The sequence below is a fragment of the Nocardia transvalensis NBRC 15921 genome, from assembly GCF_000308875.1.
GTDB classification, from domain to species: Bacteria; Actinomycetota; Actinomycetes; order Mycobacteriales; family Mycobacteriaceae; genus Nocardia; species Nocardia transvalensis.
The window spans coordinates 37,698-57,852 of record NZ_BAGL01000120.1; the positions used below are offsets into that span (position 1 = coordinate 37,698).

Annotated in this window: 25 protein-coding genes; 14 read left to right on the forward strand and 11 right to left on the reverse strand. The window is 69.7% G+C overall.

Features of this window, described 5'->3' with window-relative positions; all coding sequences use genetic code 11:
* Window positions 1-18: 18 nt before the first annotated feature.
* Together ON41_RS39820 and ON41_RS31825 are read right to left on the reverse strand one after the other, a co-directional pair.
* Complete coding sequence (locus ON41_RS39820; protein WP_063709987.1) at window positions 19-1,482, reverse strand: DoxX family membrane protein; 1,464 nt, start codon at window positions 1,480-1,482, stop codon at window positions 19-21.
* 173 nt (window positions 1,483-1,655) lie between these two features.
* Window positions 1,656-2,141 (reverse strand): universal stress protein, encoded by a 486-nt coding sequence (locus ON41_RS31825; RefSeq protein WP_051162918.1) that lies wholly within the window; start codon window positions 2,139-2,141, stop codon window positions 1,656-1,658.
* Between the two features lie 103 nt (window positions 2,142-2,244).
* Between ON41_RS31825 and ON41_RS31830 the strand changes: the two genes are divergently transcribed.
* Window positions 2,245-2,760 (forward strand): gluconokinase, encoded by a 516-nt coding sequence (locus tag ON41_RS31830; protein ID WP_040751850.1) that lies wholly within the window; start codon window positions 2,245-2,247, stop codon window positions 2,758-2,760.
* Between the two features lie 19 nt (window positions 2,761-2,779).
* Here the strand turns inward: ON41_RS31830 and ON41_RS31835 are convergent, their stop codons facing one another.
* A complete protein-coding gene (locus ON41_RS31835) occupies window positions 2,780-3,211 on the reverse strand; it encodes a MarR family winged helix-turn-helix transcriptional regulator (RefSeq protein WP_051162920.1) in 432 nt (143 codons plus the stop codon).
* Window positions 3,201-4,577: an MFS transporter gene (locus ON41_RS31840; RefSeq protein ID WP_040751851.1), complete on the reverse strand. Its 1,377-nt coding sequence runs from the start codon at window positions 4,575-4,577 to the stop codon at window positions 3,201-3,203. Before ON41_RS31840 ends, ON41_RS31835 begins: the two co-directional genes overlap by 11 nt.
* A 140-nt stretch (window positions 4,578-4,717) precedes the next feature.
* On the opposite strand from ON41_RS31840, the gene ON41_RS31845 reads away from it, so the two are divergent.
* Together ON41_RS31845 and ON41_RS31850 are read left to right on the forward strand one after the other, a co-directional pair.
* The gene (locus ON41_RS31845) at window positions 4,718-5,191 is read left to right on the forward strand and encodes a Dps family protein (RefSeq protein WP_040751888.1); all 474 of its coding nucleotides are present in this window, start codon (window positions 4,718-4,720) and stop codon (window positions 5,189-5,191) included.
* Between the two features lie 60 nt (window positions 5,192-5,251).
* Window positions 5,252-6,667, forward strand: a complete 1,416-nt coding sequence (locus ON41_RS31850; protein WP_040751852.1) for an amino acid permease — start codon at window positions 5,252-5,254, stop codon at window positions 6,665-6,667.
* A gap of 46 nt (window positions 6,668-6,713) precedes the next feature.
* Here ON41_RS31850 and ON41_RS31855 read toward each other — a convergent pair whose 3' ends face one another.
* Window positions 6,714-7,070: a hypothetical protein gene (locus tag ON41_RS31855; protein WP_040751853.1), complete on the reverse strand. Its 357-nt coding sequence runs from the start codon at window positions 7,068-7,070 to the stop codon at window positions 6,714-6,716.
* 122 nt (window positions 7,071-7,192) lie between these two features.
* Between ON41_RS31855 and ON41_RS31860 the strand changes: the two genes are divergently transcribed.
* Entirely contained in the window at window positions 7,193-7,483 is a 291-nt protein-coding gene (locus tag ON41_RS31860) for a hypothetical protein (RefSeq protein WP_040751854.1), read from the forward strand.
* Between the two features lie 9 nt (window positions 7,484-7,492).
* On the opposite strand, the gene ON41_RS31865 is transcribed toward ON41_RS31860, so the two are convergent.
* On the reverse strand, window positions 7,493-8,260 hold the full coding sequence (locus ON41_RS31865; protein ID WP_040751856.1) for a TetR/AcrR family transcriptional regulator: 768 nt from the start codon (window positions 8,258-8,260) through the stop codon (window positions 7,493-7,495).
* Window positions 8,261-8,379: 119 nt separating this feature from the next.
* Here ON41_RS31865 and ON41_RS31870 point away from each other — a divergent pair, with 119 nt between their 5' ends.
* Both ON41_RS31870 and ON41_RS31875 read left to right on the forward strand, forming a co-directional pair.
* Complete coding sequence (locus ON41_RS31870; RefSeq protein WP_040751889.1) at window positions 8,380-9,552, forward strand: DUF418 domain-containing protein; 1,173 nt, start codon at window positions 8,380-8,382, stop codon at window positions 9,550-9,552.
* Between the two features lie 123 nt (window positions 9,553-9,675).
* Window positions 9,676-10,575, forward strand: a complete 900-nt coding sequence (locus ON41_RS31875) for a class I SAM-dependent methyltransferase (RefSeq protein ID WP_040751857.1) — start codon at window positions 9,676-9,678, stop codon at window positions 10,573-10,575.
* Window positions 10,576-10,639: 64 nt separating this feature from the next.
* Here ON41_RS31875 and ON41_RS31880 read toward each other — a convergent pair whose 3' ends face one another.
* Entirely contained in the window at window positions 10,640-10,921 is a 282-nt protein-coding gene (locus ON41_RS31880; protein ID WP_040751858.1) for a hypothetical protein, read from the reverse strand.
* 116 nt (window positions 10,922-11,037) lie between these two features.
* On the reverse strand, window positions 11,038-11,232 hold the full coding sequence (locus tag ON41_RS31885; protein WP_051162923.1) for a hypothetical protein: 195 nt from the start codon (window positions 11,230-11,232) through the stop codon (window positions 11,038-11,040).
* A 493-nt stretch (window positions 11,233-11,725) separates the two neighbouring features.
* Here ON41_RS31885 and ON41_RS31890 point away from each other — a divergent pair, with 493 nt between their 5' ends.
* Together ON41_RS31890 and ON41_RS31895 are read left to right on the forward strand one after the other, a co-directional pair.
* Complete coding sequence (locus ON41_RS31890; RefSeq protein ID WP_040751860.1) at window positions 11,726-11,959, forward strand: DUF397 domain-containing protein; 234 nt, start codon at window positions 11,726-11,728, stop codon at window positions 11,957-11,959.
* 91 nt (window positions 11,960-12,050) lie between these two features.
* Window positions 12,051-12,938 (forward strand): Sco1979 family transcriptional regulator, encoded by an 888-nt coding sequence (locus ON41_RS31895; protein ID WP_040751861.1) that lies wholly within the window; start codon window positions 12,051-12,053, stop codon window positions 12,936-12,938.
* A 44-nt stretch (window positions 12,939-12,982) separates the two neighbouring features.
* On the opposite strand, the gene ON41_RS31900 is transcribed toward ON41_RS31895, so the two are convergent.
* Window positions 12,983-13,198 (reverse strand): hypothetical protein, encoded by a 216-nt coding sequence (locus ON41_RS31900; RefSeq protein WP_063709988.1) that lies wholly within the window; start codon window positions 13,196-13,198, stop codon window positions 12,983-12,985.
* 516 nt (window positions 13,199-13,714) lie between these two features.
* Between ON41_RS31900 and ON41_RS39440 the strand changes: the two genes are divergently transcribed.
* The 3 genes from ON41_RS39440 (at window position 13,715) to ON41_RS31915 (ending at window position 15,543) form a co-directional block, all read left to right on the forward strand.
* Window positions 13,715-14,233 (forward strand): DUF4142 domain-containing protein, encoded by a 519-nt coding sequence (locus tag ON41_RS39440; RefSeq protein ID WP_083905785.1) that lies wholly within the window; start codon window positions 13,715-13,717, stop codon window positions 14,231-14,233.
* Window positions 14,234-14,334: 101 nt separating this feature from the next.
* Window positions 14,335-14,586 (forward strand): microaggregate-binding protein 1, encoded by a 252-nt coding sequence (gene mbp1, locus ON41_RS31910; protein ID WP_040751864.1) that lies wholly within the window; start codon window positions 14,335-14,337, stop codon window positions 14,584-14,586.
* 114 nt (window positions 14,587-14,700) lie between these two features.
* On the forward strand, window positions 14,701-15,543 hold the full coding sequence (locus tag ON41_RS31915; protein WP_051162928.1) for a PaaI family thioesterase: 843 nt from the start codon (window positions 14,701-14,703) through the stop codon (window positions 15,541-15,543).
* Between the two features lie 7 nt (window positions 15,544-15,550).
* On the opposite strand, the gene ON41_RS31920 is transcribed toward ON41_RS31915, so the two are convergent.
* Window positions 15,551-16,378, reverse strand: coding sequence for an aminoglycoside phosphotransferase (locus ON41_RS31920; RefSeq protein ID WP_157185694.1), 828 nt, complete (start codon window positions 16,376-16,378; stop codon window positions 15,551-15,553).
* 393 nt (window positions 16,379-16,771) lie between these two features.
* Between ON41_RS31920 and ON41_RS31925 the strand changes: the two genes are divergently transcribed.
* From ON41_RS31925 to ON41_RS31935, 3 genes are all read left to right on the forward strand, one after another.
* Complete coding sequence (locus tag ON41_RS31925; protein WP_083905786.1) at window positions 16,772-17,164, forward strand: STAS domain-containing protein; 393 nt, start codon at window positions 16,772-16,774, stop codon at window positions 17,162-17,164.
* 365 nt (window positions 17,165-17,529) lie between these two features.
* The gene (locus tag ON41_RS31930; RefSeq protein ID WP_040751865.1) at window positions 17,530-17,961 is read left to right on the forward strand and encodes an ATP-binding protein; all 432 of its coding nucleotides are present in this window, start codon (window positions 17,530-17,532) and stop codon (window positions 17,959-17,961) included.
* Entirely contained in the window at window positions 17,951-18,748 is a 798-nt protein-coding gene (locus ON41_RS31935; RefSeq protein WP_040751866.1) for an RNA polymerase sigma factor SigF, read from the forward strand. The genes ON41_RS31930 and ON41_RS31935 overlap by 11 nt, the downstream gene beginning before the upstream one ends.
* Window positions 18,749-19,680: 932 nt before the next feature.
* Here ON41_RS31935 and ON41_RS31940 read toward each other — a convergent pair.
* The coding region (locus ON41_RS31940) for a PucR family transcriptional regulator (protein WP_040751868.1) at window positions 19,681-20,155 on the reverse strand (475 nt) is incomplete at its 5' end.

Consider the following 20,155-nt stretch of genomic DNA (forward strand, 5'->3'; position numbering starts at 1 on the left):
CGCAGTGCCGTCCGGGGCCTATCGCCGGCCGCGCTCCCGGGCCTGATCCGCGAGTTCGGAGGCCTCGGCGGCCAGGGCGGCCGCCTGCTTGCGGGCCGACCGGGCCAGCTTCCGGCTCTTCCGGCGTCCGCGCGCGGTGTATTCGTCGCGGTAGTCCTGCGCCGTCTGCGCGAGTTCGGTGCCGCGGTCCTGGGCGGCCGCGATCAGCTCGGCGCCGCGCCCCTTGGCCTTGCGGCCCTTGCCGCGGCGCTCCGCGGTATCGGCCAGCTCCGCGCCCCGCTGCCGCGCCCGCCGGGCCAACTCGCCCCCGCGGTCCTGTGCGGCACCGGCGAGTTCCTCGCCTTGGCGACGTGCGCGGCGGGCCCATTCGCCGCCCCGGTCCTGTGCGGTCCCGGCCAGGTCTTCGCCCTGTCGCCGTGCTCGGCGGGCCCATTCGCCGCCCCGGTCCTGTGCGGTGCCGGCCAGGTCTTCGCCTTGCCGCCGTGCTCGGCGGGCCCACTTGCCGCCGCGGTCCTGTGCGGTATCGGCCAGTTCCGTGCCCTGCTCCGCCCACTCCGATCCGCGCTGCCGGGCGATCTCGGCCAGTTCCGCGCCGCGGTGCCGGGCGCGTTCGGCCCACTCCGCGCCGCGATGCTCCGCGGTGTCGGCGAGGGCGGCACCACGGTGTTTGGCTGTTTCGGCTAGCTCCGCGCCGCGCTGCTTGGCGATCTCCGCCCAGTCGGAGCCCCGGTGTTCGGCGGTGTCGGCCAGGGCCGCGCCCCGGTGTTTGGCGGTGTCCGCCCAGTCGGCGCCGCGGTGTTTGGCGGTCTCGGCCAGTTCGGCGCCGCGCTGTTTGGCGATCTCGGCCCAGTCGGCGCCGCGGTGCTTCGCGGTGTCGGCCAGTTCGGCGCCGCGATGCTGGGCCACCTCGGCCAGTTCCGAACCGCGGTCGGCGGCGGTATGCGCGAGTTCGCGGCCGTGAATAGCCTGCTGCTGCAGGCGATCTCGCAGCGTCTCGCTGGTGGTCGCGCCGAACGGCAGGGCGGCGGCGGCCCGGCGGGCGGCGCGCCGGCCGCGCCAGCCGAGCGACGGCCTGCCCTCGGTATCGGCGGAGGCGATCATCAGGCCGCCGAGCAGACCCAGATCCTTCAGGAAGGCGACCCGCTTGGCGTCGCGGCGCTCGGGATCGGACTCGTTCCAGAAATCCTGTTCGGTGACCGTGGCGGGGACCACCGTCGCCGCCAGCACCAGCGCCGACAGCCGCGGCAGCCGGCCCATGGCCAGCAGGACGCCGGCCCCCACCTGGGCCGCGGCGTTGATGCGCACCACCTGCCCCGGGTTGTCCGGCAGCTTCCCCGCGAGCTGCGGCGACAGTTTCTCCTCACTGCGCGCGACCAGCGTGGCCGCTGCCTTCTCCCGCTGCTCCGGATGCCGCAGCGTGTCGATCCCGTCGACGACGAATGTGGCGGCCAGCAGCGGTCGGGCAAGTCGGCGGACGATCATGGCGTAAACCCTTTCCCTCGACGGCTGTTCCGGCGGATTCCCGGAGTTACGCGGGTCAAACAAGGACAGGCCCGAGGAGTGCCACGATCTGGGCCTTCCCGGCCTGACCTTCCGCAGCGATCGTAACCACCGGAGCGGTCGAGGGTCCCGCGCCACGCGGGTCCGCGATCGCGCTAGGGCACGACCGTCACGGGCCAGCGCCCGGCCTTGACCAGGCGCACCGCGACCGATCCGACGAGCCGATGCCCGGTCTTCTCCGACGCCCCGACGACCACCGCGTCGGCCTTCAGTTCGTCGGCGGCGCCCGCGAGCCCGGCGTACGGGTCGCCGCGGCGGGTGAGGAATTTCCAGCGGACGGCGTAGACGTCCTTGACGCGCTCGGCGTGCTCCTGGATCTGCCGCGCCAGATCGTCGGCCATCTCCGCGGTCACGGCCTGCACATCCGCGCCGTAGGCGCCGGCCATGGCCATCCACGGCTGCACGTAAACCATTGCCAGCAGGGCATTCTGGCGGCGGGCGAGACCGGCCGCGTAGGCCGCGGCACGCCACGACGCGTCCGAGCCGTCGATGCCGACCAGGATCACCTTCGGCCCGTCGGTGCCCAGCTCGAATCCGGACGAGGCGCTGGGCGCCCACTCCGGTGTCTTCTCCTCCGCCACCCTTCCGAGCGTAGTCGGGAAGCCGCGGCGGCCGTGCGGGCGGAGCACACCCGAAGCCGCGGGCCCCGGCGGCGGCGGGCGCGCGCTCCGATAGGGTCCCGGCATGCCCGAATCCTTGCGCCCCCTGGCCGTCATGGGCGTGTCCGGTGCGGGCAAGTCGACGATCGGGGAACTGCTCGCCACGGCGCTCGGCGCCGAGTACGCCGACGGCGACGACTTCCACCCGGCCGCGAACGTGGCCAAGATGTCGGCCGGAACACCCCTCGACGACGCCGACCGGTGGCCGTGGCTCGACGCGGTCGGCGCCTGGCTCGCCGCGCATCCCGGCGGCGTCGTCAGCTGCTCGGCGCTGAAGCGCGTCTACCGGGACCGGTTGCGGGCGGCCGCGCCCGCGGTGCTGTTCGTCGAGCTGGACGTGCCCCGCGCCGAACTCGTGCGCCGAATGACCACGCGCACCGGGCATTTCATGCGCGTCCGGATGCTGGACTCCCAGCTGGCGACGCTGCAACCGCTGGCCGCCGACGAGCCGGGCACGACCGTCGACGCGACCGGTAGCCCGCGGTCCGTGGTCGAGAGAGTGCTCTCGGATCTACGCGGACGCCTCGCCGACCCGGGTTAGCAGACCGTGGCGCGGCCGCTCAGTGCTCCAGCTTGCGGAGAATGTCGCGCAGCGTGCGGAGTTCGGCGGGGGAGAGCGCCGACAGCGAGTCCGGGGCCGGATCGGGCGTCGCCAGGGCGTCGGCCAGCACCTCCAGTCCGGATGCGGTGGCGGACACCCGCTTCGAGCGCCGGTCGGCCGGATCGGTCTCGCGCACCACCAGCCCGCGCTCCTCGAGATCGTTGACCGTGACGGTGGTGGCCGGCGCGTCCATGGTGACCGCGCGGGCCAGGTCCTTCACCGTCATCGGACCCGGGCGCAGCCGCCGCAGCACGCGAATCCTGCTGAACGGCATACCCGTTCGCTCGACGACCGCCCGCTTCCACTGATCGCGGGTGTCCATCACGACGTGCGTGAGCAGCCGCCACACCTCGTCGGGCGTGGGCTGGTGCGACGAGGCGTCATCCGGCATCGGCGAGAACCTTCTGTTCGAGCAGGGGAGCGACCCGGTCGCGCGACCGTTCCGCCCACCGGGTGCTGGCGGCGGCGCCGAGGGCGATGATGCTCGCGGCGAGCGCGGCCACCACCCACCACAGGCTCGCACCGGTCAGCAGGCCACACAATGCCACACCCACGCTGACGCCGACCTGTCGGCTGGTCGATGCCACCGCCGCCGCGGCGCCCGCCCGGTCGGTCGGCATACCGCTGACCGCCGCGGTGGTGATGGGCGCGTTCACCGTGCCGAATCCGATGCCGAAGATCGCGAACATGACGACTAGCTGCCACACCGGGGTGTCCGCGCTCAGCGTGGTCAGCAGCGCCGCGGCCACCGCCATGCACGCGCCCGCCGCGAGCAGCGACGGCCGGGTGCCGTACCGCCCGACCAGCCGCCCCGACAGCGGCGAGAAGATCAGCACGCCGAGTGCCATCGGCAGGTACAGCAGACCGGTGTGCACGGCCGAATAGTGCCGCGTCCCTTGCAGATACAGCGAGGCGCTGAACAGGAACGCGCCCAGTCCCGCGAACGCGCAGACCGCGATCACGGTCGCCGAGCTGAAGGGAACGCTGCGGAAGAACCGCAGATCGATGAACGGCGACGGATGCCGCGACTCGTGGAACAGGAATCCGGCCAGCGCCACCGCGGTGACCACGAAGATCAGCGGCTCCCGTTCGATCAGCCCGAACACCAGCGTGAACATCACCGCGATGGCCAGCACCTGGCCGATCCCATCGATTCCGCGGACGGTCTTCGACTTCGACTCCGGCACGAACAGTGTGGTGAGCACCAGTGCGACCGCGACGATGGGCAGGTTGATCCAGAACACCGACTGCCAGCCCAGCGCATCGATCAGCGCGCCGCCGACCATCGGGCCGAGCGCGGTCGAGATCCCGACCACCGCGCCCCAGACGCCGACCGCCCGGGCGCGCTCGACCCGCCCGGTGAAGACCGTGGTGATGATCGACATCGCGACCGGATTGAGCATCGATCCGCCGACCGCCTGCACCAGCCGCGCCCCGATCAGCACCTCGATACTGGGCGCGAGGCTGCACAGCAGCGAGCCGAGCGCGAAGGTGGTCAGGCCGATACGGAACATCCGCCGGCGGCCGAATCGGTCGGCGGTCGCGCCCGACAGCATCAGCAGGCTGGCCAGGGTGAGGGTGTAGACGTCGACGATCCACTGCAGCGCCGACATCGACGCGTCCATCTCCGTGCGGATGGTCGGGATGGCGACGTTGACGATCGTCGCGTCCATGGACGAGATCAGGAGGCTCAGGCAGCACGTCACCAGAACGATCTGTTTCCGGCGCGCGCTCAACCCCTCGATGGTTGTAAGCACACAACGATTGTGATTACACAACTATCTTGAGGCAACCCACCGGGCTGTGCGATGGGTCACTCGTCCCGGTCCGGCTACGACGGTTTATCTCCGCTCGCCCGGGTATGGCCGGGAGAAGCGACGAGGAAGGGAGTTACACCGTGGCACAACCGATCACCACCACCCTGGATCCCGAACAGCAGCGCATCGCCGGCGAGGCGTTGAACGGCACCGTGGTCGACCTGATCGATCTGACTCTGATCGCGAAGCAGGCGCACTGGAACGTCATCGGCCCGCGCTTCCGGTCGCTGCACCTGGCGCTGGACGAGCTGGTCACGGACGCGCGCGAGTTCACCGACGACGCCGCCGAGCGCGCCACCGCCATCGGCGTCAGCCCGGACGGGCGCGCCCGCACTGTGGCCGACGGGTCGGGTGCGCAGGGGCTGCCCGCGGGATGGCAGCAGGATGTCGACGTCGTCGACGCGATCACCGGGAATATCGCCGCCATCGTGCGCCGGATGCGTCAGCGCGTCGACGTCACCGACAAGGCCGATCCGGTGACCCAGGACCTGCTGATCGGCATCACCGCGCGGCTGGAACAGCTGCACTGGATGTGGGAGGCCCAGCAGGGCTGAACCGGCGTGCCGGTGGAACCGCCCTGCGCACGCTAACATCGCGCGGTAGCGTGTGGGCCCATGACTGACCGCAATACGGTGGCGCCCGGTGCGCCGCCGCTCGCGACCGCGGGCGAGGAAGAGGGCTACAAACGCGGGCTCAACCCGCGGACCATCCAGATGATCGCCATCGGCGGCGCGATCGGCACCGGCCTGTTCTACGGGGCCGGCGGCGCCATCGAGCAGGCGGGCCCGGCACTGATCCTGTGCTATCTCGCCGCGGGCCTCGCGATCTTCGTCATCATGCGAGCGCTCGGCGAACTGCTGACCTACCGTCCGGTGTCGGGCAGTTTCGCCGAGTACGCGCACGAATTCCTCGGGCGCTTCGCCAGTTTCGTGACCGGCTGGACATACTGGGCCGTGTGGGTGGCCACCTGTATGGCCGAGATCACGGTTGCCGGCAAGTACGTGAAGTACTGGTTCGCGGTCCCGGAATGGGCGACCGCGCTGGTGGTCCTGGGCGTGCTGTTCGCGGCGAACCTGATCTCGGTGAAGCTTTTCGGTGAGGGCGAGTTCTGGTTCTCCGCGATCAAGGTGACCGCCATCGTGGCGATGATCCTGATCGGGCTCGGCGTGCTGATCTTCGGATTCGGGCACACCGACCATTCGACCGTGGCCAATCTGTGGAATACCGGGGGTGTGTTCCCGACCGGCTTCGACCAGGCGTTGCTGGCATTGCAGATCGTGGTGTTCGCCTACGTCGGTGTGGAACTGGTCGGCGTGACCGCGGGCGAGGCCGCCGATCCGCGCAAGACGCTGCGCAAGGCGATCAACTCGCTGCCGCTGCGCATCGGGCTGTTCTACGTGGGCGCGCTGATCATCATCATGTCGGTGGTGAAGTGGACCGAGTTCCACAGCGGCAACAGCCCGTTCGTCGAGGTGTTCGCGCAGATCGGGATTCCGGGCGCGGCGGGCCTGATCAACTTCGTGCTGCTGACCGCCGCGCTGTCGTCGTGCAACTCCGGCATCTACTCCACCGGGCGCATGCTGCGCAGCCTGGCCCAGCGCGAGGAGGCTCCGGCCGCGCTGTCCGGGTTGAGCCGGCGGCAGGTGCCGTACGTGGGCATCGTGGTGTCGGCGGCGGCGATGGTGATCGGCGTGATCGTCAACGTGATCTCGCCGGACAAGGCGTTCAGCTACATCACCTCGGTGAGCACCATGGGCATCATCTTCGTGTGGGGGATGATCCTCGTCTGTCACATCATCTATCGGGCCAGGGTCGCCCGCGGCGAACTCCCGGCCAGCGACTACCGGCTGCCCGGCGCGCCGGTGACCAGCGTGCTGGCGCTGGCGTTCCTGGGCCTGGTGGTCGTGCTGCTGTTCTTCACCGACAGCGGTCGCACGGCGCTGATCGTCGGTGCGGTGTGGGCCGTCCTGGTCTGTGCCGGATATCCGCTGGTGAACCGGCTGATGCGGCGTCCCGCGCCGGTAGCCTGATCGTCCCGGTGGCCGCCCGCGCGCCCGCGCCCGGGCGGCCACCCCGTCAGGCGCCGACGGTGCCCGCGCCGACGGCCAGGAATGCCAGCGTGACCGTCATGAGGAACCAGCCCGCGCCCTGCCAGATCGGCCAGGCGCGATGCCGCTTCCACACCCGGTAGGTCGCGACGAACGCGCCCACCGTCCCGGCCGCCAATACCACGCCCGGCCCCGCGAGAATCGTTGCGCGCGACGCGGTATCGCAGAAGACCGAACCGGCGTCCGCACACGGTTCGCGCCGCTCGGCCCAGGTCGTGACGGCTACGCCCACCAGTGCGGCCGCCACGAGCACCGCCGCCACGTAGCCCGCGGCGCGACGGTACATCCCGGGGTCGTGCCACCGTTTTTCGACGTCGTCGGTCATCCCGGCCACCTCCTCGTTCGGCGACTACCCGCAATCCTCTCCATACCTCGCGGTCTGCTACCTCCCACCGTACGAGCGCGGATCGCGTGCGGAATCGCTATGCGTATACGTATACTGCAACCATGTTCGATCCACTGAGCCTTGTCGTCGGCGCCGGTCTGGTCGGTGTGGGGTGGGCGTGCGGCCGGGCGGGACGCAGGCGGGCGCGGGCGGCGGAGGTGTCGCCGTCGCTCTGCGGCTGCGGTCACGAGCTGGCGCTGCACGACCGCGAGCAGGGCTCCTGCCACGCCGAGACCTTCCGCAAGACCGGATACGGCATGAAGGCCTGGTCCGGCTGCCAGTGCCGGCGCTACACCGGGCCCGCCCCGCTGGAGGATCTGCTCCCGCCGACGGTGCTGCCGCCCACGTCCTGACCGGGCCGGTCACGAGTTGTCGCGGCGGCGGCCGAGTGCCGCGGCGATGCCGTCCAGGACCACCTCCAGCCCGAACCGGAAGTCCTCGTCCGCGATATCCCGGCCGGGATCGACGGATTCCGGAAAAGGGTTGGCCGCGAACACCTGTGCCGCGTCCGGATAGCGTTCGGGGTCGACCAGGCGGGCCAGTGTCGCGCCGTATTCGAATTCGACGTCGGCCTGGTCGCGCTCGCCCCGGGCGGCTCGCATCTGCTGTTCCTGCAGGCACGCCTGGCGGATGTACCCGTCGAGCGGCATCAGCAGGCTCAGTTTGGTACCCCAGTCCAGATCGGCGCCGCGCAGCGCGCGCAGCTGCACATCGAGCCAGTCGATCACGTGCGGTCCGCGCGGCGGCCCCGAGATCGGTATCTGCAGCAGCCAGCCACGGCCGGAATACCGCTCGCGCAGGGCCAGCGCGCATGCGGTGAGCGCCTCGCGCCACCGTGGCGGCGGGTAGCGGATATCCGGCGCCGGGCCGAGCGCCGCGTCGCTCATGAGTTCCAGCAGCAGTTCCTTCGAACCGACGTGGCGGTAGAGCGCCATCTTGGTGAAACCCAGTGTCTGCGCGACCTTGTCGAGGGTGACCGCGGCCAGGCCCCGCGCGTCCGCCAGTGCCACCGCCGCCGCCACGACCGTCTCCGCGTCGAGGGCCGGGGGACGGCCCTGCCGCTGCGGGGCCGGGAGCCGCCACAGCCGCGCCAGCTCCGCCGGGACCGCCGCCGCGTCCGGTTCGCGCATCCGCCACCTCCTCCGCTCGGAATCCATCCTGGCATCCGCGGTGTCCTCGAGATAGTATCCCACGGAAAGTATCCATTGGATATTAGATAGCCGGCGTGCTGAGTGCCGGGGAGGAACAGATGGCCGAGCAGAGAATTCGGGATGTCGACGCACTGCGCGGGTTCGCGCTGCTGGGCATCTTCATCGTCAACATCACGTTCATGGCCTCGGCCTATCCGGGGAATCTCGTCACCGACCCGGCCCACTCCGGCGCGCTGGACGAGGCGGTGCGCGCCGCGGTCGAACTGCTCGTGGGCATGAAGTTCTACCTGCTGTTCTCGTTCCTGTTCGGCTACAGCTTCACCTTGCAGATGTCGGCCGCGACCCGGGCGGGCGCGGAGTTCGTGCCGCGCATGCTGCGCCGGATCGCGGGCCTGTTCGCGATCGGGGTGCTGCACACGGTGCTGCTCTACGGCGGCGACGTGCTCACCACCTACGCCGTGGCCTGCCTGATCCTGTTGTGGCTGCGGAATGTGCGGGACCGCACCGCGATCCGGGTGGCGGGCTGGATCTACGCCGTCGTCCTGGCGTCGATCGTCGCGACCGGACTGCTGGTGGACACCTCGTCGTTCCTGCCGGACGCCGATCAGGCGCGGACGACGGCGGCCGAGCAGACGCAGGCGATGCTGGGCGGCTGGGGCGATGTCATCGGCGAGCACCTGTCGGGACTGTCGCTGCTGGTGTTGCAGGCGCTCACGACACAGGGCCCGACCGCCCTCGCGATGTTCCTGCTCGGCATGGTCGCCGGTCGGCGCGGGCTGCTGGCGCGGGTGCGCGGCGACGAACCGGTGCTGCGCCGCATGCAGTGGATCGGATTTCCCCTCGGCCTGGCCGGTGGCCTGGTCTACGCACTGGGCGGGGGACCGTCGACGCCGCTCGTGTCGGCGGCCGGAATCGCGAGCGCGCCGCTGCTGTCGGCCGCCTACGTGGCGACCCTGCTGCGGCTCATGCACCGTCCTCGCACCGCGTGGCTGCGCGGCGCGCTCGCACCGGCCGGGCGGATCGCGCTCACGAACTACCTGGCGCAGTCGCTGATCGGGCTGCTCGTCTTCACCGGAATCGGCTTGGGCGCCGCGGGTTCGGTGGGCCCGGCGGGGCTGCTCGCGCTCGCGGTCGCGATCTTCTGCGCCCAGCTCGCGCTCAGCGCGCTGTGGCTGCGCCGGTATCGCTACGGACCCGCCGAATGGGCGCTGCGCTGGATCACCCTCGCCCGGCGGCCCGCCCTGCGCCATCCGGCGACGGCGCGGGTGTGAGATCGGGGCCCGGCCGGCGGGCCTTGAAACAGGCTGTGCGGTATCGGCATTCGGGCCCCCGATTCAGCGGTGGGGAGTGACGCCCGGATGCTGGCCGGGCACCGGGCGGGTAGGTTGTCGATCATGCGTACCGAGGGAGATACGTGGGATATCAAATCGAGTGTCGGGTCGACGGCGTTGTTCGTCGCCGCCGCGCGCGCCCTGGCCGGTGACGAGCCGGGCGCCTTGGCGGAGGATCCGTTCGCCGAGGACTTCCTACGTGCCGCGGGTGCGGAATGGGCGGCGCTGCTCGACGGCGAAGTGCCCGGACACCCGCTCACCGACACCGAATTCGGCAAGGACTTCCAGGAGTTCCAGGCCGCCCGCACGAGATACTTCGACGACTACTTCCGCGAGGCGGGGGCGGCCGATATCCGGCAGGTGGTGATCCTGGCCGCCGGTCTGGACGCGCGCGCCTACCGGCTACCCTGGGCCGACGGCACCGTCGTCTACGAACTGGACCGGCCGCAGGTGCTGGATTTCAAGCGCGAGGTGCTCTCCGGCAACGGCGACGAGCCCCGTGCCGACCGCCGGGAGATCCCGGCGGACCTGCGCGACGACTGGCCCCGGGCCCTGCGCGACAGCGGTTTCGACCCGTCGGCGCCGACCGCGTGGCTCGTCGAGGGGCTGCTCATCTACCTGCCCGCCGACGCGGTGGAGCAGCTGTTCGAGACGATCGACGCGCTGAGCGCCCCCGGCAGCCGCGTGGCGATCGAGCAGATGGACCAGATGCCCGAATCCGCGGCGGCCGCATTCGCCGAGCAGGGCGAGGAGACCGAGAACGCCCGCAACGAATGGGTCGGTCTGATCTACAACGAGCCGCGCAGCGAGGCAGCCGAATGGTTCACCGCGCGCGGCTGGTCCGCCGAGCGCGTCGATGTGCCGGACTACCTGCGCGAGCACGGCCGCCCGGCGCCCGCCGGGGAACCCGGCGCCGGCCTGGTCTCGGCGCTCGTCAGTCTCGTCACCGCCGTGCGGTCCTGACACCCCTACGTTCGACCGGCGACGGCCGGGGCATCGCCCGGCCGTCGCCACCGTGCGGCGAGATCTACGTTCCCACAATGGAATTCATGATGGTTCCCGCGCTGGTCGCGAGGATGCCGCCGATCAGCGCGCCCGCCACCATCTTCGGTGACTGCAACGGCCCGCCACTCCACTTCTCCCACGCGAACCGGCCGCCGGCGTAGATGATCGCCAGGGTGCCGGACAGGAGAACGAACCAGGTGAAATAGCGGACGAGCTTCAGAAACTTGTCCGCCGCCGGGGGAGCCTCCGGCGTCGGGTTCTGGATCTGGGCCAGTGTGAACTCGTGTGCGGCTTGGAGGAGCATGGTGAACTCGTTCCGCGCGACGGCAGTCGTTTACCCCATGGTAGAACTCCGCCGCAAGCCCTGGGCCGCACGAAGTTGTTGCCCGCAGGCAGTTTTCGTGTTCAGTGGGCTTGACGCTACTCGTCGTCGAGTCCGGCCGAGAGGTATGCCGCCGCCGCGACCCACTGCCGGCACCCCACGTGCCGATCGTGTGCGCGCAGAATCGTGCGGGCGCGCCGGTAGGTGAGATTGTGCGGTTCGTCGGCACAGTCGTCGGAGGTGTCCGCACCGACGGAACTTCGGGTACCGGAATGCTGCAGCATGTGTGTCATGGGAAGCCTTCGGCCGTTCGCGGAGAGTGCAATTGGCAACGCTGGCGATGCTGGCGCGGGGCTCCCTCGAATCCGGTGCACTCCGGCCACTCTCGTCGAGATCGAGTTTAAGGCGCTGCGCCGTGCAGATGCAAGTACATCTGCACAGTCGCGGCGGTGTGTCGAGAGACTTGTGGCCCTGGTCGGAGCGTCGCCCGTCGAAACCGCCCATTTCGGCGGAAATCGGGCCTTGTAATTCCGTCTACCACAGCATAACCGACTGGTCGGCTGGAATTCTTCTAGCCGACCGGTTTGTACCCGTGCTGGCCAGTCGATTTCAAAGGTCTTGCCGCTCTTACGGTTCCGATATCTCGCAGGGGTCGATTGCCGGCAACTGGCGTGCTATCGTCTGGGTGTCGGTTTCAACTGTAAGAACATTTGCGCGAACATATGCAAGCACCGGGCCCGCCGTAGCTGGCGGCGGGAGTCGGCACCATCGAGCAGGGAGACAGCAATGACCGATACGATGTCGATGGGTGTTGGTCGCCCGTCCGATCTGAGCTGGCGGAAGAGTTCGTTCAGCAACCCGAGCGGAAACTGCGTCGAGGTGGCCGATCTGGCCAATGGTCTGGTCGCCGTGCGCAACTCGAGAGATCCCGAGGGTGCGGTGCTGGTCTACACCCGCCCCGAGATCGACGCGTTCCTGCGCGGCGCGAAGAGTGGGGAGTTCGACGATCTGGCCCGCTGAAAGGTAGGATTGCCCTTCGGCGCGGTGTGGTCTGCGACGAGGCGGTTATGACCTCACTGCCGATGACCGTTCGAGCATCGGAGTAGGACTCATGATCGGTGAACCCGTCCGGATCCGCCATGCGGAATCGCTTGCCGCCGATCGTGGTCCGACAGCGCTCCGGATCGCGGTCGGTGGGCAGCTCCGCAAACTTCGAGAAGACGCGAATATCACGCGCGAGGCGGCAGGTGACCACATTCGCGGGTCACATGCCAAGATCAGCCGGTTGGAACTGGGGCGCACGGGATTCAAGGAACGCGATATCCGCGATCTGCTGTCGCTGTACGGCGTGAGCGACGCCGATCAGCGGGAAATGTTCCTGGATCTCGTGCGCAAGGCCAATCAGCCGGGCTGGTGGCACCGCTACAGTGATCTGCTCCCGCCCTGGTTCGAGACCTATCTCGGCCTGGAGCACGCCGCGAAATCGATCAGAACCTTTGAGGGGCAGCTGGTCCCGGGCCTGCTGCAGACCGAGGAGTACATGCGCGCGGTCGTCGCGCTCGGCCACGAGAACTCCGAGACGGCGCGTCGCGTGGAACTGCGTAAGAGGCGCCAGGAGATCCTCGAGCGGCGCGGCGGGCCGACGCTGTGGGCGGTGCTGGACGAGGCCGTACTGCACCGGCCGATCGGCGGAAACGAGGTGCTGCGGGCGCAGATCGAGCATCTGATCGAGCTGTCGAGCCGGCCCAATGTGACGATCCAGATCCTGCCGTACGCCGCGGGCGGCCATGCGGCGGCGGGAAGTTCGTTCACGATGCTGCGCTTCGCGGAGACGGAGCTCCCCGACATCGTCTACATGGAGCAGCTGACCAGCGCGCTCTACCTCGACCGCGCGCAGGATCTGGAGCTGTACCGGCAGGTCATGGACCGGCTCAGCGTGCAGGCCGAGGCGCCGGCGCGGTCGCGTCAGGTGCTGGAGGAGGCGGCGAAAACATTGTGACGACAACGACCGTCAGCGCGTGGCCGACGGTCGCTGTACCCGCGTCACTGCCGGATGCAACTGGACGCGATGCGCCAGAACGCCTCCGGTGGCATCGCGTCGAAATCCCAGTCGTTCACCTGGGAGTGCGCGGTGGTGACGATGCGGTCGATATCGAAATCGTCTCGGGTGGCCGCGCCGGTGGACTCGACCGCGTTGATGACGAATCGTGTTGCGGTTTCCCGCGAGTAATGATGTTGCTCGGTCCGGCCTCTATCCATAAGTCCGAGTCGGCCGAGACCCATTGGCTGGTTCATTCGAGCCCCTGACGCCAGGCCGTAGGAAACCGATGGTGAGATTTGGTCTCCGGTTCACCTAACGGCTCACTGGTAGTCCCCTGTACTGCCTTACGGCTCGAGTCTAAGGCGGCGTAGCGAGCATATGCAAGTACATCTGCAACATCGAATACGCACTCGCAGAGCGTATTTCGAGTGCTGGTTAGTTGCTATTCGTTGCCGCCACGCCGGTCGGATTGGTTTTTTCGCCGGTGTGTCGATGTTGATCACCGTTCCGCACCTGATCTGGATAGCGACAACGGCGCCGCCGAGCGTTCGGCGCCCGGTCGGCGGTCTGATCTTGATGTCCGGTTCCGAAGGTTTGCGGGCGTACCAGACGGTGCTTCGCACGATCCTCGCACGGTGCGAAGGTAGCGGATTCCGGGTGCGGGGAGAAAGGCGTATCGGCGGCGATCGAGGGCATTCGCGGGCCAGAGGGGCTCCATTCGACCAGGAGGTAGCATGCCCACGCTGCAAAGAACCGTGATCGCGGGTCTCTCGGCCCTGATGCTGGGCGGCGGCGCGGCCGCGGCGAACGCCGAACCCCCGCTCGCGCAATCGGACCGAGACTTCCTGATCGCCGCGCATCAGAGCAATATGACCGAGATCGCGGCGGGCGGGCGCGCCAATGCCATGTCCTCGTGCCCGGCGGTCCGGGAGCTGGCGCCGGCGCTGGTCGCCGACCACCTCCGGCTGGACGGCATGGTGACGGCGGTGGCCGACCGCTACGGGCTGATGCTGCCGGCGCTACCTGACGCCGAACAGGTGCAGACCCTCGCGGCGATCGCGCCGAAGACCGGCCGCGATTTCGACGTGTCGTATCTGCGGGCGCAGGAGGAGGGTCATCTGGCGGCGGCGCGGAACGGCCACCGGGAACTCGACTCCGGCGTGGCGCCGGAGGCGCGGGGTGTGGCGGAACAGAGCACCCCGATCGTCGAGGAGCATCTGGCGGAGGTGCGCACGGCGCTCGACCGCTGCTGAGCGGTGACCTGGATCATGTTGGTACACAACGTGTTTTGCCCCCGCGAGCCCGGGTAGGCCGAAGCTGTCAGTGATGTCGACATGCAGGAAAGGTGTGTGTCATGTCAGAACAGCAGAAGCGCGGAATCCGCGAGGGCGTCGAAGGCGCCGTCGAGGGAACGAAGGGTAAGGCCAAGGAGGCCGCCGGCGCCGTTCTCGGCAACGACCAGCTCCGCGAGGAGGGCCGGATCCAGCAGGAACGGGCCGAATCCGAGCGGGAGGCCGCCAAGCATCAGGCGCAGGCCGAGAAGGAGCGCGCCAAGGCCGATGTCCAGGAGGGGCGCCAGCGCTCCATCCAGGACGACGATTCCTGACCGGATCCTGGAGAGAACAGTGCCCGGCAACGGTGCCGGGCCACTGGTCGTGTATATCTGCCTGGAGGGCAAGATCAGTCGCCGCGGCGACCGGACCGGGCAGGACAGCACGCAGTGAGCGAGTCATTCGGATACTTCGATCCCGAGGGCGCGGGATATACGCCGCGGCCCGTCGCGGCGAGCCAATGGTCGTCGGACCAGATCGTCGGCCCTGCCCTCTGCGGCCTGCTGGCGCGGGCGCTCGAACGCGACCAGGGCGAAGACGGATTCGTGCCCGCGCGCCTGACCGTGGATCTGTTCAAACCCGCGCGGATGCGCCCGCTGACGGTGACGACGACCCTGGTGCGCGGCGGTAAGCGCATCCGCCTCGCCGATGCCGTGGTACTCGAAGACGGTGTCCCGGCGGCGCGGGCCTCGGTGGTGTTCCTGCGGCCGTCGCAGGAGCCGCCGGGCGCGATCTGGAAGCGGGACCGGCAGCCGGTGCCGCCGCCCGCCGGACTGTCCCCGCGCCCGGACGGCCCGGATGCGCCGCTGTGGCACAGCGATGGCTCGGAGACCTGGTCGCGGCGGCCGTCGGACCACGAGAACGCCACCCGCAAGCGCAGCTGGCTCCGCCCGGTGCCGGTGATCCCGGGAGAGGAGCTGTCGCCGTTCGTGCTGGCGGCGATGGCGGGCGAGCAGACCAGTATGGTCACCAACTGGTCGGATGCCGGGGTCGGATTCATCAATACCGATCTCACCCTGGCCCTCTCGCGCATGCCGATCGGTCCGGACGTCGGTCTCGAGGCCGACAATCACCTCAGCGAGGACGGGATCGCGGTCGGCGCGGCGACGCTGTTCGACCGGCACGGCGCCTTCGGCAGCGCCCTGATCACGGCCGTGGCCAACGCCGCGCGCCAGATCACCGCGAGCCACCTCGACGGTGTGATCGCGGCAGCCGGCGAGCGGGCGCTGTGAGCGTGCCTCACCGCCGCGCGCGGTAGGCGGCCCACCGCCGGGCCGCGTCGCGCAGGCCGATGGTCCAGACATTGGGATTGCGCCCTGCCGTGGCGGTCCATTCGGCGGCCAGCGCGGTGGCGAAGACCCGCAGGTCCTGGTCGTCCGCGCGGTGCCAGGCCGGGACTCGGGCGGCCCAGCGCTCGGCCGCCGCCGGTTCGTGACCGGCGAAGACGAGCCAGACGATCCAGCAGCCGGGATCGATCCAGGAGGCGCCGCGGGTGGCCCACGGCCAGTCCACCAGTCGTGCGCCGGTGTCGGTCATGATCACGTTGCTGTAGTTCCAGTCGGTGTGCAGCAGGGTTTCGCCGGCGAATCGGGCGCCCTCGGCGTGATCGCGGAGGTAGGCGCCCCAGCGCACCTCGGCGTCCTTGAGTTCGAGGTCCGGGGGACAGGCCAGGCGGCCGAGGGCGGCCATCGCGGCGGCGGCCGCGGCGAGGTCGCCGGCGATCCGGTAATCGGCGAAACGCCCTGGGACATACTCGAATCCGAGTAGATCCCACCCCGCGGCGGCGATCTGCCAGCGCAGCCGCGGCCCGATCGGGACGACGTGCGGGCCGAGGACGGCCTCGCGGTGCTGGGTCCAGACCTCGGGGTCGTCGATGCGCATCCCTTTGACGAAGATCCGCCCCTCGGCGGTCTCGATCACCGTCGCGAGATGGCTGCTGAACCCGGCGATGACCGACTCCGCGCGCAGGACGGGGCCGGTGAGATTCTCGACCGCGGCACGCGTGGCGGCGGGCAGCTCCTCCCAGCTGCGCCGCTGTGCGGACGTCTGCGCCCGATCGACTGTCACCCCGAACATCTACCGCGAAACGACCACGCTAGCAAGCGAACTCGGGCGCCGATGGCGATTGTCTCCGGTGTTCGTGCAGGTGTGTGTGCAGGCCGGTGCGCCGGCGTGGGTCGAAGAGTGCGAAAAGGCAAGTGCACCAAGGGATTTCGGCGAGTCCCGAGGCTCCGGTGGCGCCCGGCGGCCGGGCGGTCCCCATCCGGGCCCTTGATGACAACGGCTCGCCGGCGTGGCAGACTGTATCCAGGTTGAGACTACAGCCGACCCCGGCTCGAACACGGAGTTTCTCGCGAGCCGGTCGACGGTTCGTAGAGAGTACCGTTCGTCGTCCGGCCTCCTTCGGTAGGAGCTTCGCGCTCAGAGCTGGTAATTGCCTAGTGCACGGGAGGCTCTGATATGTCCGCGATTGCCGTTATGCAGCGTCCGATCGATGCGGTTCCTGCGGCCGAGTGGCCGCCGCCCGCACCGGTCCGCGACTGGCGCCGGCGCTGCACGATCGTCCGCGTCGAGGGCGAATTGGATGCCGCCATGGCGGGAGTGTTCCGCCAGGCGCTCGGCCGGGCCGTCGCCGCGAGTTCTCGCGCCGTGGTTCTCGACCTGCGCCACACCCGCTTTCTGGGCATCGGATCGAGCCGCCTGCTCGCCGAGGCCAAGTGCCTGGCCGGTGAGACCGGTGTCGACCTGCGCGTCGTGGCCGGCGGTCCCGAGGTCGAGCGCGTGCTGACGATCACGGGCGTGCGGCCGCTGTTCCGCTGGTACGACACCGTTCAGGACGCGCTGGACGCCTGATTCCGCTCCGAATTCCCGCCGCGGCGAACCCGGTTCGCCGCGGCGTTCCTGCTCGCCATCGGCACGGATACCAGCTGGGAACGCCGAACCCTGCTGCAGCGGCACCGCATCGTCGACACCGCGGGGGCATGTGCGGGGAGATGACCGCGCTGGGTGGCTGGAGTGCGGACCCGCGGCGCGGGTTTCACGCCTCCGACATCGGGTATGTGCGCATTAACGCGGACGACCGGCACAATTGCGGGTCGGCTCCCTCCGAGGGGCCAGGCCGATGGGTCGAACGTGGTCCCGACGTCGACCGCCGGCGCGACGGCCCGCGAGACCCGGCCGACCTGACTTTGTGGGAGGAGAGGAAAAGGTTGTCGTCGATGAACGAATGGGCTGCGGGGTCCCCGGTGCGAACATCCTCGGTGGGTGTTCGGGTGCCGGCGGACCTGAGCCAGCTCACCATGTTGCGCGCGCTGGCCGAGACGGTCGCGCTGATCGCCGATTTCGCGCTGGACGAGGTCACCGATATCCGGGTGGCGCTGGACGAGATCGCCACCGCCCTCATCGCGGCGGCCGTGCCCGGCTCCGAGCTCGACTGCGACTTCGGGTACGACGACGGCGCGATGACCGTCCGGGTGGCCGCTGTCGCCGACGTCGAGGACGCCCTGGACGAGGACGGGTTCGGCTGGCACGTACTGCGGACCATCACCCGAACGCTCGAGGCACGGACCGAGGCGTTCGACGCCGCGCGCCGGGGTTACCCGGTCACCGTCGAATTCTGCCGGGCCCGAGGTGGGGCCGATGACGGATGAGCGCGGACGGCGCCACCGCGGAAGCGACAGCTACGACGACATAGAACCGGAATTCGCGGCACTGGCCGCGCTCGATCCGGCCGACGCCGAGCGAGAGGCGTTGCGGGAGAAGATCATCGGGCTGTGCCTGCCGCTGGCCGATCACATCGCCCGCCGATTCTCCGGCCGCGGTGAGAACTTCGACGATCTGCTGCAGGTGGCCCGGGTGGGCCTGGTCCAGGCGGTGGACCGCTTCGACGTCACGAAGGGGTCGTCGTTCCTGTCCTTCGCGGTGCCGACGATCATGGGGGAGGTGCGCCGGCACTTCCGCGACAACACCTGGGCGGTGCGAGTTCCCCGGCGCACCAAGGAGATTCAGCAATCCGTGCGGACCACCGTGGACGAGATCGCGCAACGGACGGGCCGGTTGCCCAAGGCCCGCGAGATCGCCGCGGCCCTGGAGATCGACCTCGTCGAGGTGACCCAGGCGCTGATCGCGGGCAACGCCTACCAGACTTCCTCGCTCGAGGCCGCCACCGGCGGGGACGAGGGCCAGAACGCCCCGCTGTCACTGCGCGAGGCGCTCGGGGAGGAGGAACCGGAATACGAGCGCGTCGACGAGTACCTGGCCGTCGAACCGCTGATCGCGGAGCTGCCCGAGCGGGAGCGCCGGATTCTGATCATGCGGTTCTTCGAGGGCAGGACCCAGACTCAGATCGCCGACGCGCTCGGCGTCTCCCAGATGCACGTCTCCCGCATTCTCACCCGTACGCTGACCTGGCTCCGGGAAGAGGCGCTGCGCGACTGACCGGCGGTGTGGGCGGGATCGGGTCGTAGGGGTCCGGCGGTCGATCCGGCGACGGGTTCGGGCCCGGCGGCACGGGGTGCGGCACCGGTCCCGGCAGCGGCGGTTGCGGTTCCGGCCCGGGCGGTTGCGGAGTCGGCCCGGGCGGTCGCGGCTCGGGATCCGGCAGCGGTGGTTGCGGATTCGGATTCGGCCGCGGTGGTTCGGGATTCGGGTCGGGGCGCGGGGGCTGGGGGTCCGGCGTCGGCGGGCCGGGGTTCGGGACCGGATCGGGGTATCCGGAAGCCGGAATGGGGCCCTGTGGCCCGTTGTCGGCGATCGGATCCTGCGGCCGCGCGTCGGGGACCGCCGCCACCGCGTCGTAATCGGGCAACGCGTCGATGCCGGCGACGAAACGCGTGTCCCGGCGGGAATCGTCCGTAGTGCTTCCCCTGTCCATCTCATTTCCTCCTCAACGGTGTCGAGAGGCGGTACGGCGGCGTCCTCGGTGTCGCTCCTGCCGCCCGATGTGGGGCGTGTACCCGGCAATCGCCCGCGCAATCATCGGCCGTCCCGAGGTCGCCGTGAGGGGCGAATTGTGCCGGTTCCCAAGGTATTCCGAGGATCGCCTATGAGAAGGTCCAGAGCGGGGCGCTTCGCCGGGCCGACGTACCGGTCGGCCCGTACGGTGAATCCATGCAGCGTGGCACACGCTGCTCGTGAACATCGTTGTTCCGATCGTGCGCTCGCCGACTCAGCCAACCCGCCGAACACCCTGGTCGGCGAGCGCATACCGCCGCGATACGTGGTCGCGTCGAGCAGGGACCCCAACGACTCCCTCCTGCTCGGACCCCAGCGCCACCGCGGGCGGCGGTGCGCCCACCGGACGGATACCGCTCGTCATCCGTCCGGTGGGCACCCTCTTCTTCTCGATCTCCTGACTCCTCCGCCGCCGGTCACGCGGCGCGGTACGAGCGTGCGACGAGTGCGGAGCGGAGGTACCAGAGGCCGCTGGCTTGGGTGGGGTCGAAGCCGGTGAGTTGGCCGATGCGTTTGAGGCGGTAGTCGACGGTGTTGGTGTGGACGTGGAGGAGTCGGGCGGTGCGTTGGCGGTTGAGGTTGTGGGCGATGTGGGTTTGGAGGGTGTCGAGGAGTTCGGGGTGGTGGTCGAGGGGGTCGAGGAGGCTGCCGAGGTATTCGCGGCCGGGTCCGGGGCGGGTGAGTTGGTATTCGAGGGCGAGGTCGTCGAAGCGGTAGAGGGCGGGTTCGCTGTGGAGGCGGGCGACCATGTCGAGGAGTTGGTGGGCTTGGTCGGCGGCGGTGGGGATGGTGTCGGTTCCGGTGGTGACGATGGTGGCGGTGATGGGGACGCGGGCGGCGGTGGAGAGGTGGGTGGTGAGGGTGTCGAGGTCGGTGGGGGTGTGGTGGTGG

Excerpts from the sequence above, each read along its gene's own strand:
- ON41_RS39820 (WP_063709987.1), bottom strand. The coding sequence starts at position 1,482 with ATGATCGTCCGCCGACTTGCCCGACCGCTGCTGGCCGCCACATTCGTC.
- ON41_RS31830 (WP_040751850.1), top strand. The coding sequence starts at position 2,245 with ATGCCCGAATCCTTGCGCCCCCTGGCCGTCATGGGCGTGTCCGGTGCG.
- ON41_RS31835 (WP_051162920.1), bottom strand. The coding sequence starts at position 3,211 with ATGCCGGATGACGCCTCGTCGCACCAGCCCACGCCCGACGAGGTGTGG.
- ON41_RS31850 (WP_040751852.1), top strand. The coding sequence starts at position 5,252 with ATGACTGACCGCAATACGGTGGCGCCCGGTGCGCCGCCGCTCGCGACC.
- ON41_RS31855 (WP_040751853.1), bottom strand. The coding sequence starts at position 7,070 with ATGACCGACGACGTCGAAAAACGGTGGCACGACCCCGGGATGTACCGT.
- ON41_RS31860 (WP_040751854.1), top strand. The coding sequence starts at position 7,193 with ATGTTCGATCCACTGAGCCTTGTCGTCGGCGCCGGTCTGGTCGGTGTG.
- ON41_RS31865 (WP_040751856.1), bottom strand. The coding sequence starts at position 8,260 with ATGCGCGAACCGGACGCGGCGGCGGTCCCGGCGGAGCTGGCGCGGCTG.
- ON41_RS31870 (WP_040751889.1), top strand. The coding sequence starts at position 8,380 with ATGGCCGAGCAGAGAATTCGGGATGTCGACGCACTGCGCGGGTTCGCG.
- ON41_RS31875 (WP_040751857.1), top strand. The coding sequence starts at position 9,676 with ATGCGTACCGAGGGAGATACGTGGGATATCAAATCGAGTGTCGGGTCG.
- ON41_RS31880 (WP_040751858.1), bottom strand. The coding sequence starts at position 10,921 with ATGCTCCTCCAAGCCGCACACGAGTTCACACTGGCCCAGATCCAGAAC.
- ON41_RS31885 (WP_051162923.1), bottom strand. The coding sequence starts at position 11,232 with ATGACACACATGCTGCAGCATTCCGGTACCCGAAGTTCCGTCGGTGCG.
- ON41_RS31890 (WP_040751860.1), top strand. The coding sequence starts at position 11,726 with ATGACCGATACGATGTCGATGGGTGTTGGTCGCCCGTCCGATCTGAGC.
- ON41_RS31895 (WP_040751861.1), top strand. The coding sequence starts at position 12,051 with ATGATCGGTGAACCCGTCCGGATCCGCCATGCGGAATCGCTTGCCGCC.
- ON41_RS31900 (WP_063709988.1), bottom strand. The coding sequence starts at position 13,198 with ATGGATAGAGGCCGGACCGAGCAACATCATTACTCGCGGGAAACCGCA.
- ON41_RS39440 (WP_083905785.1), top strand. The coding sequence starts at position 13,715 with ATGCCCACGCTGCAAAGAACCGTGATCGCGGGTCTCTCGGCCCTGATG.
- mbp1 (WP_040751864.1), top strand. The coding sequence starts at position 14,335 with ATGTCAGAACAGCAGAAGCGCGGAATCCGCGAGGGCGTCGAAGGCGCC.
- ON41_RS31925 (WP_083905786.1), top strand. The coding sequence starts at position 16,772 with ATGTCCGCGATTGCCGTTATGCAGCGTCCGATCGATGCGGTTCCTGCG.
- ON41_RS31930 (WP_040751865.1), top strand. The coding sequence starts at position 17,530 with ATGAACGAATGGGCTGCGGGGTCCCCGGTGCGAACATCCTCGGTGGGT.
- ON41_RS31935 (WP_040751866.1), top strand. The coding sequence starts at position 17,951 with ATGACGGATGAGCGCGGACGGCGCCACCGCGGAAGCGACAGCTACGAC.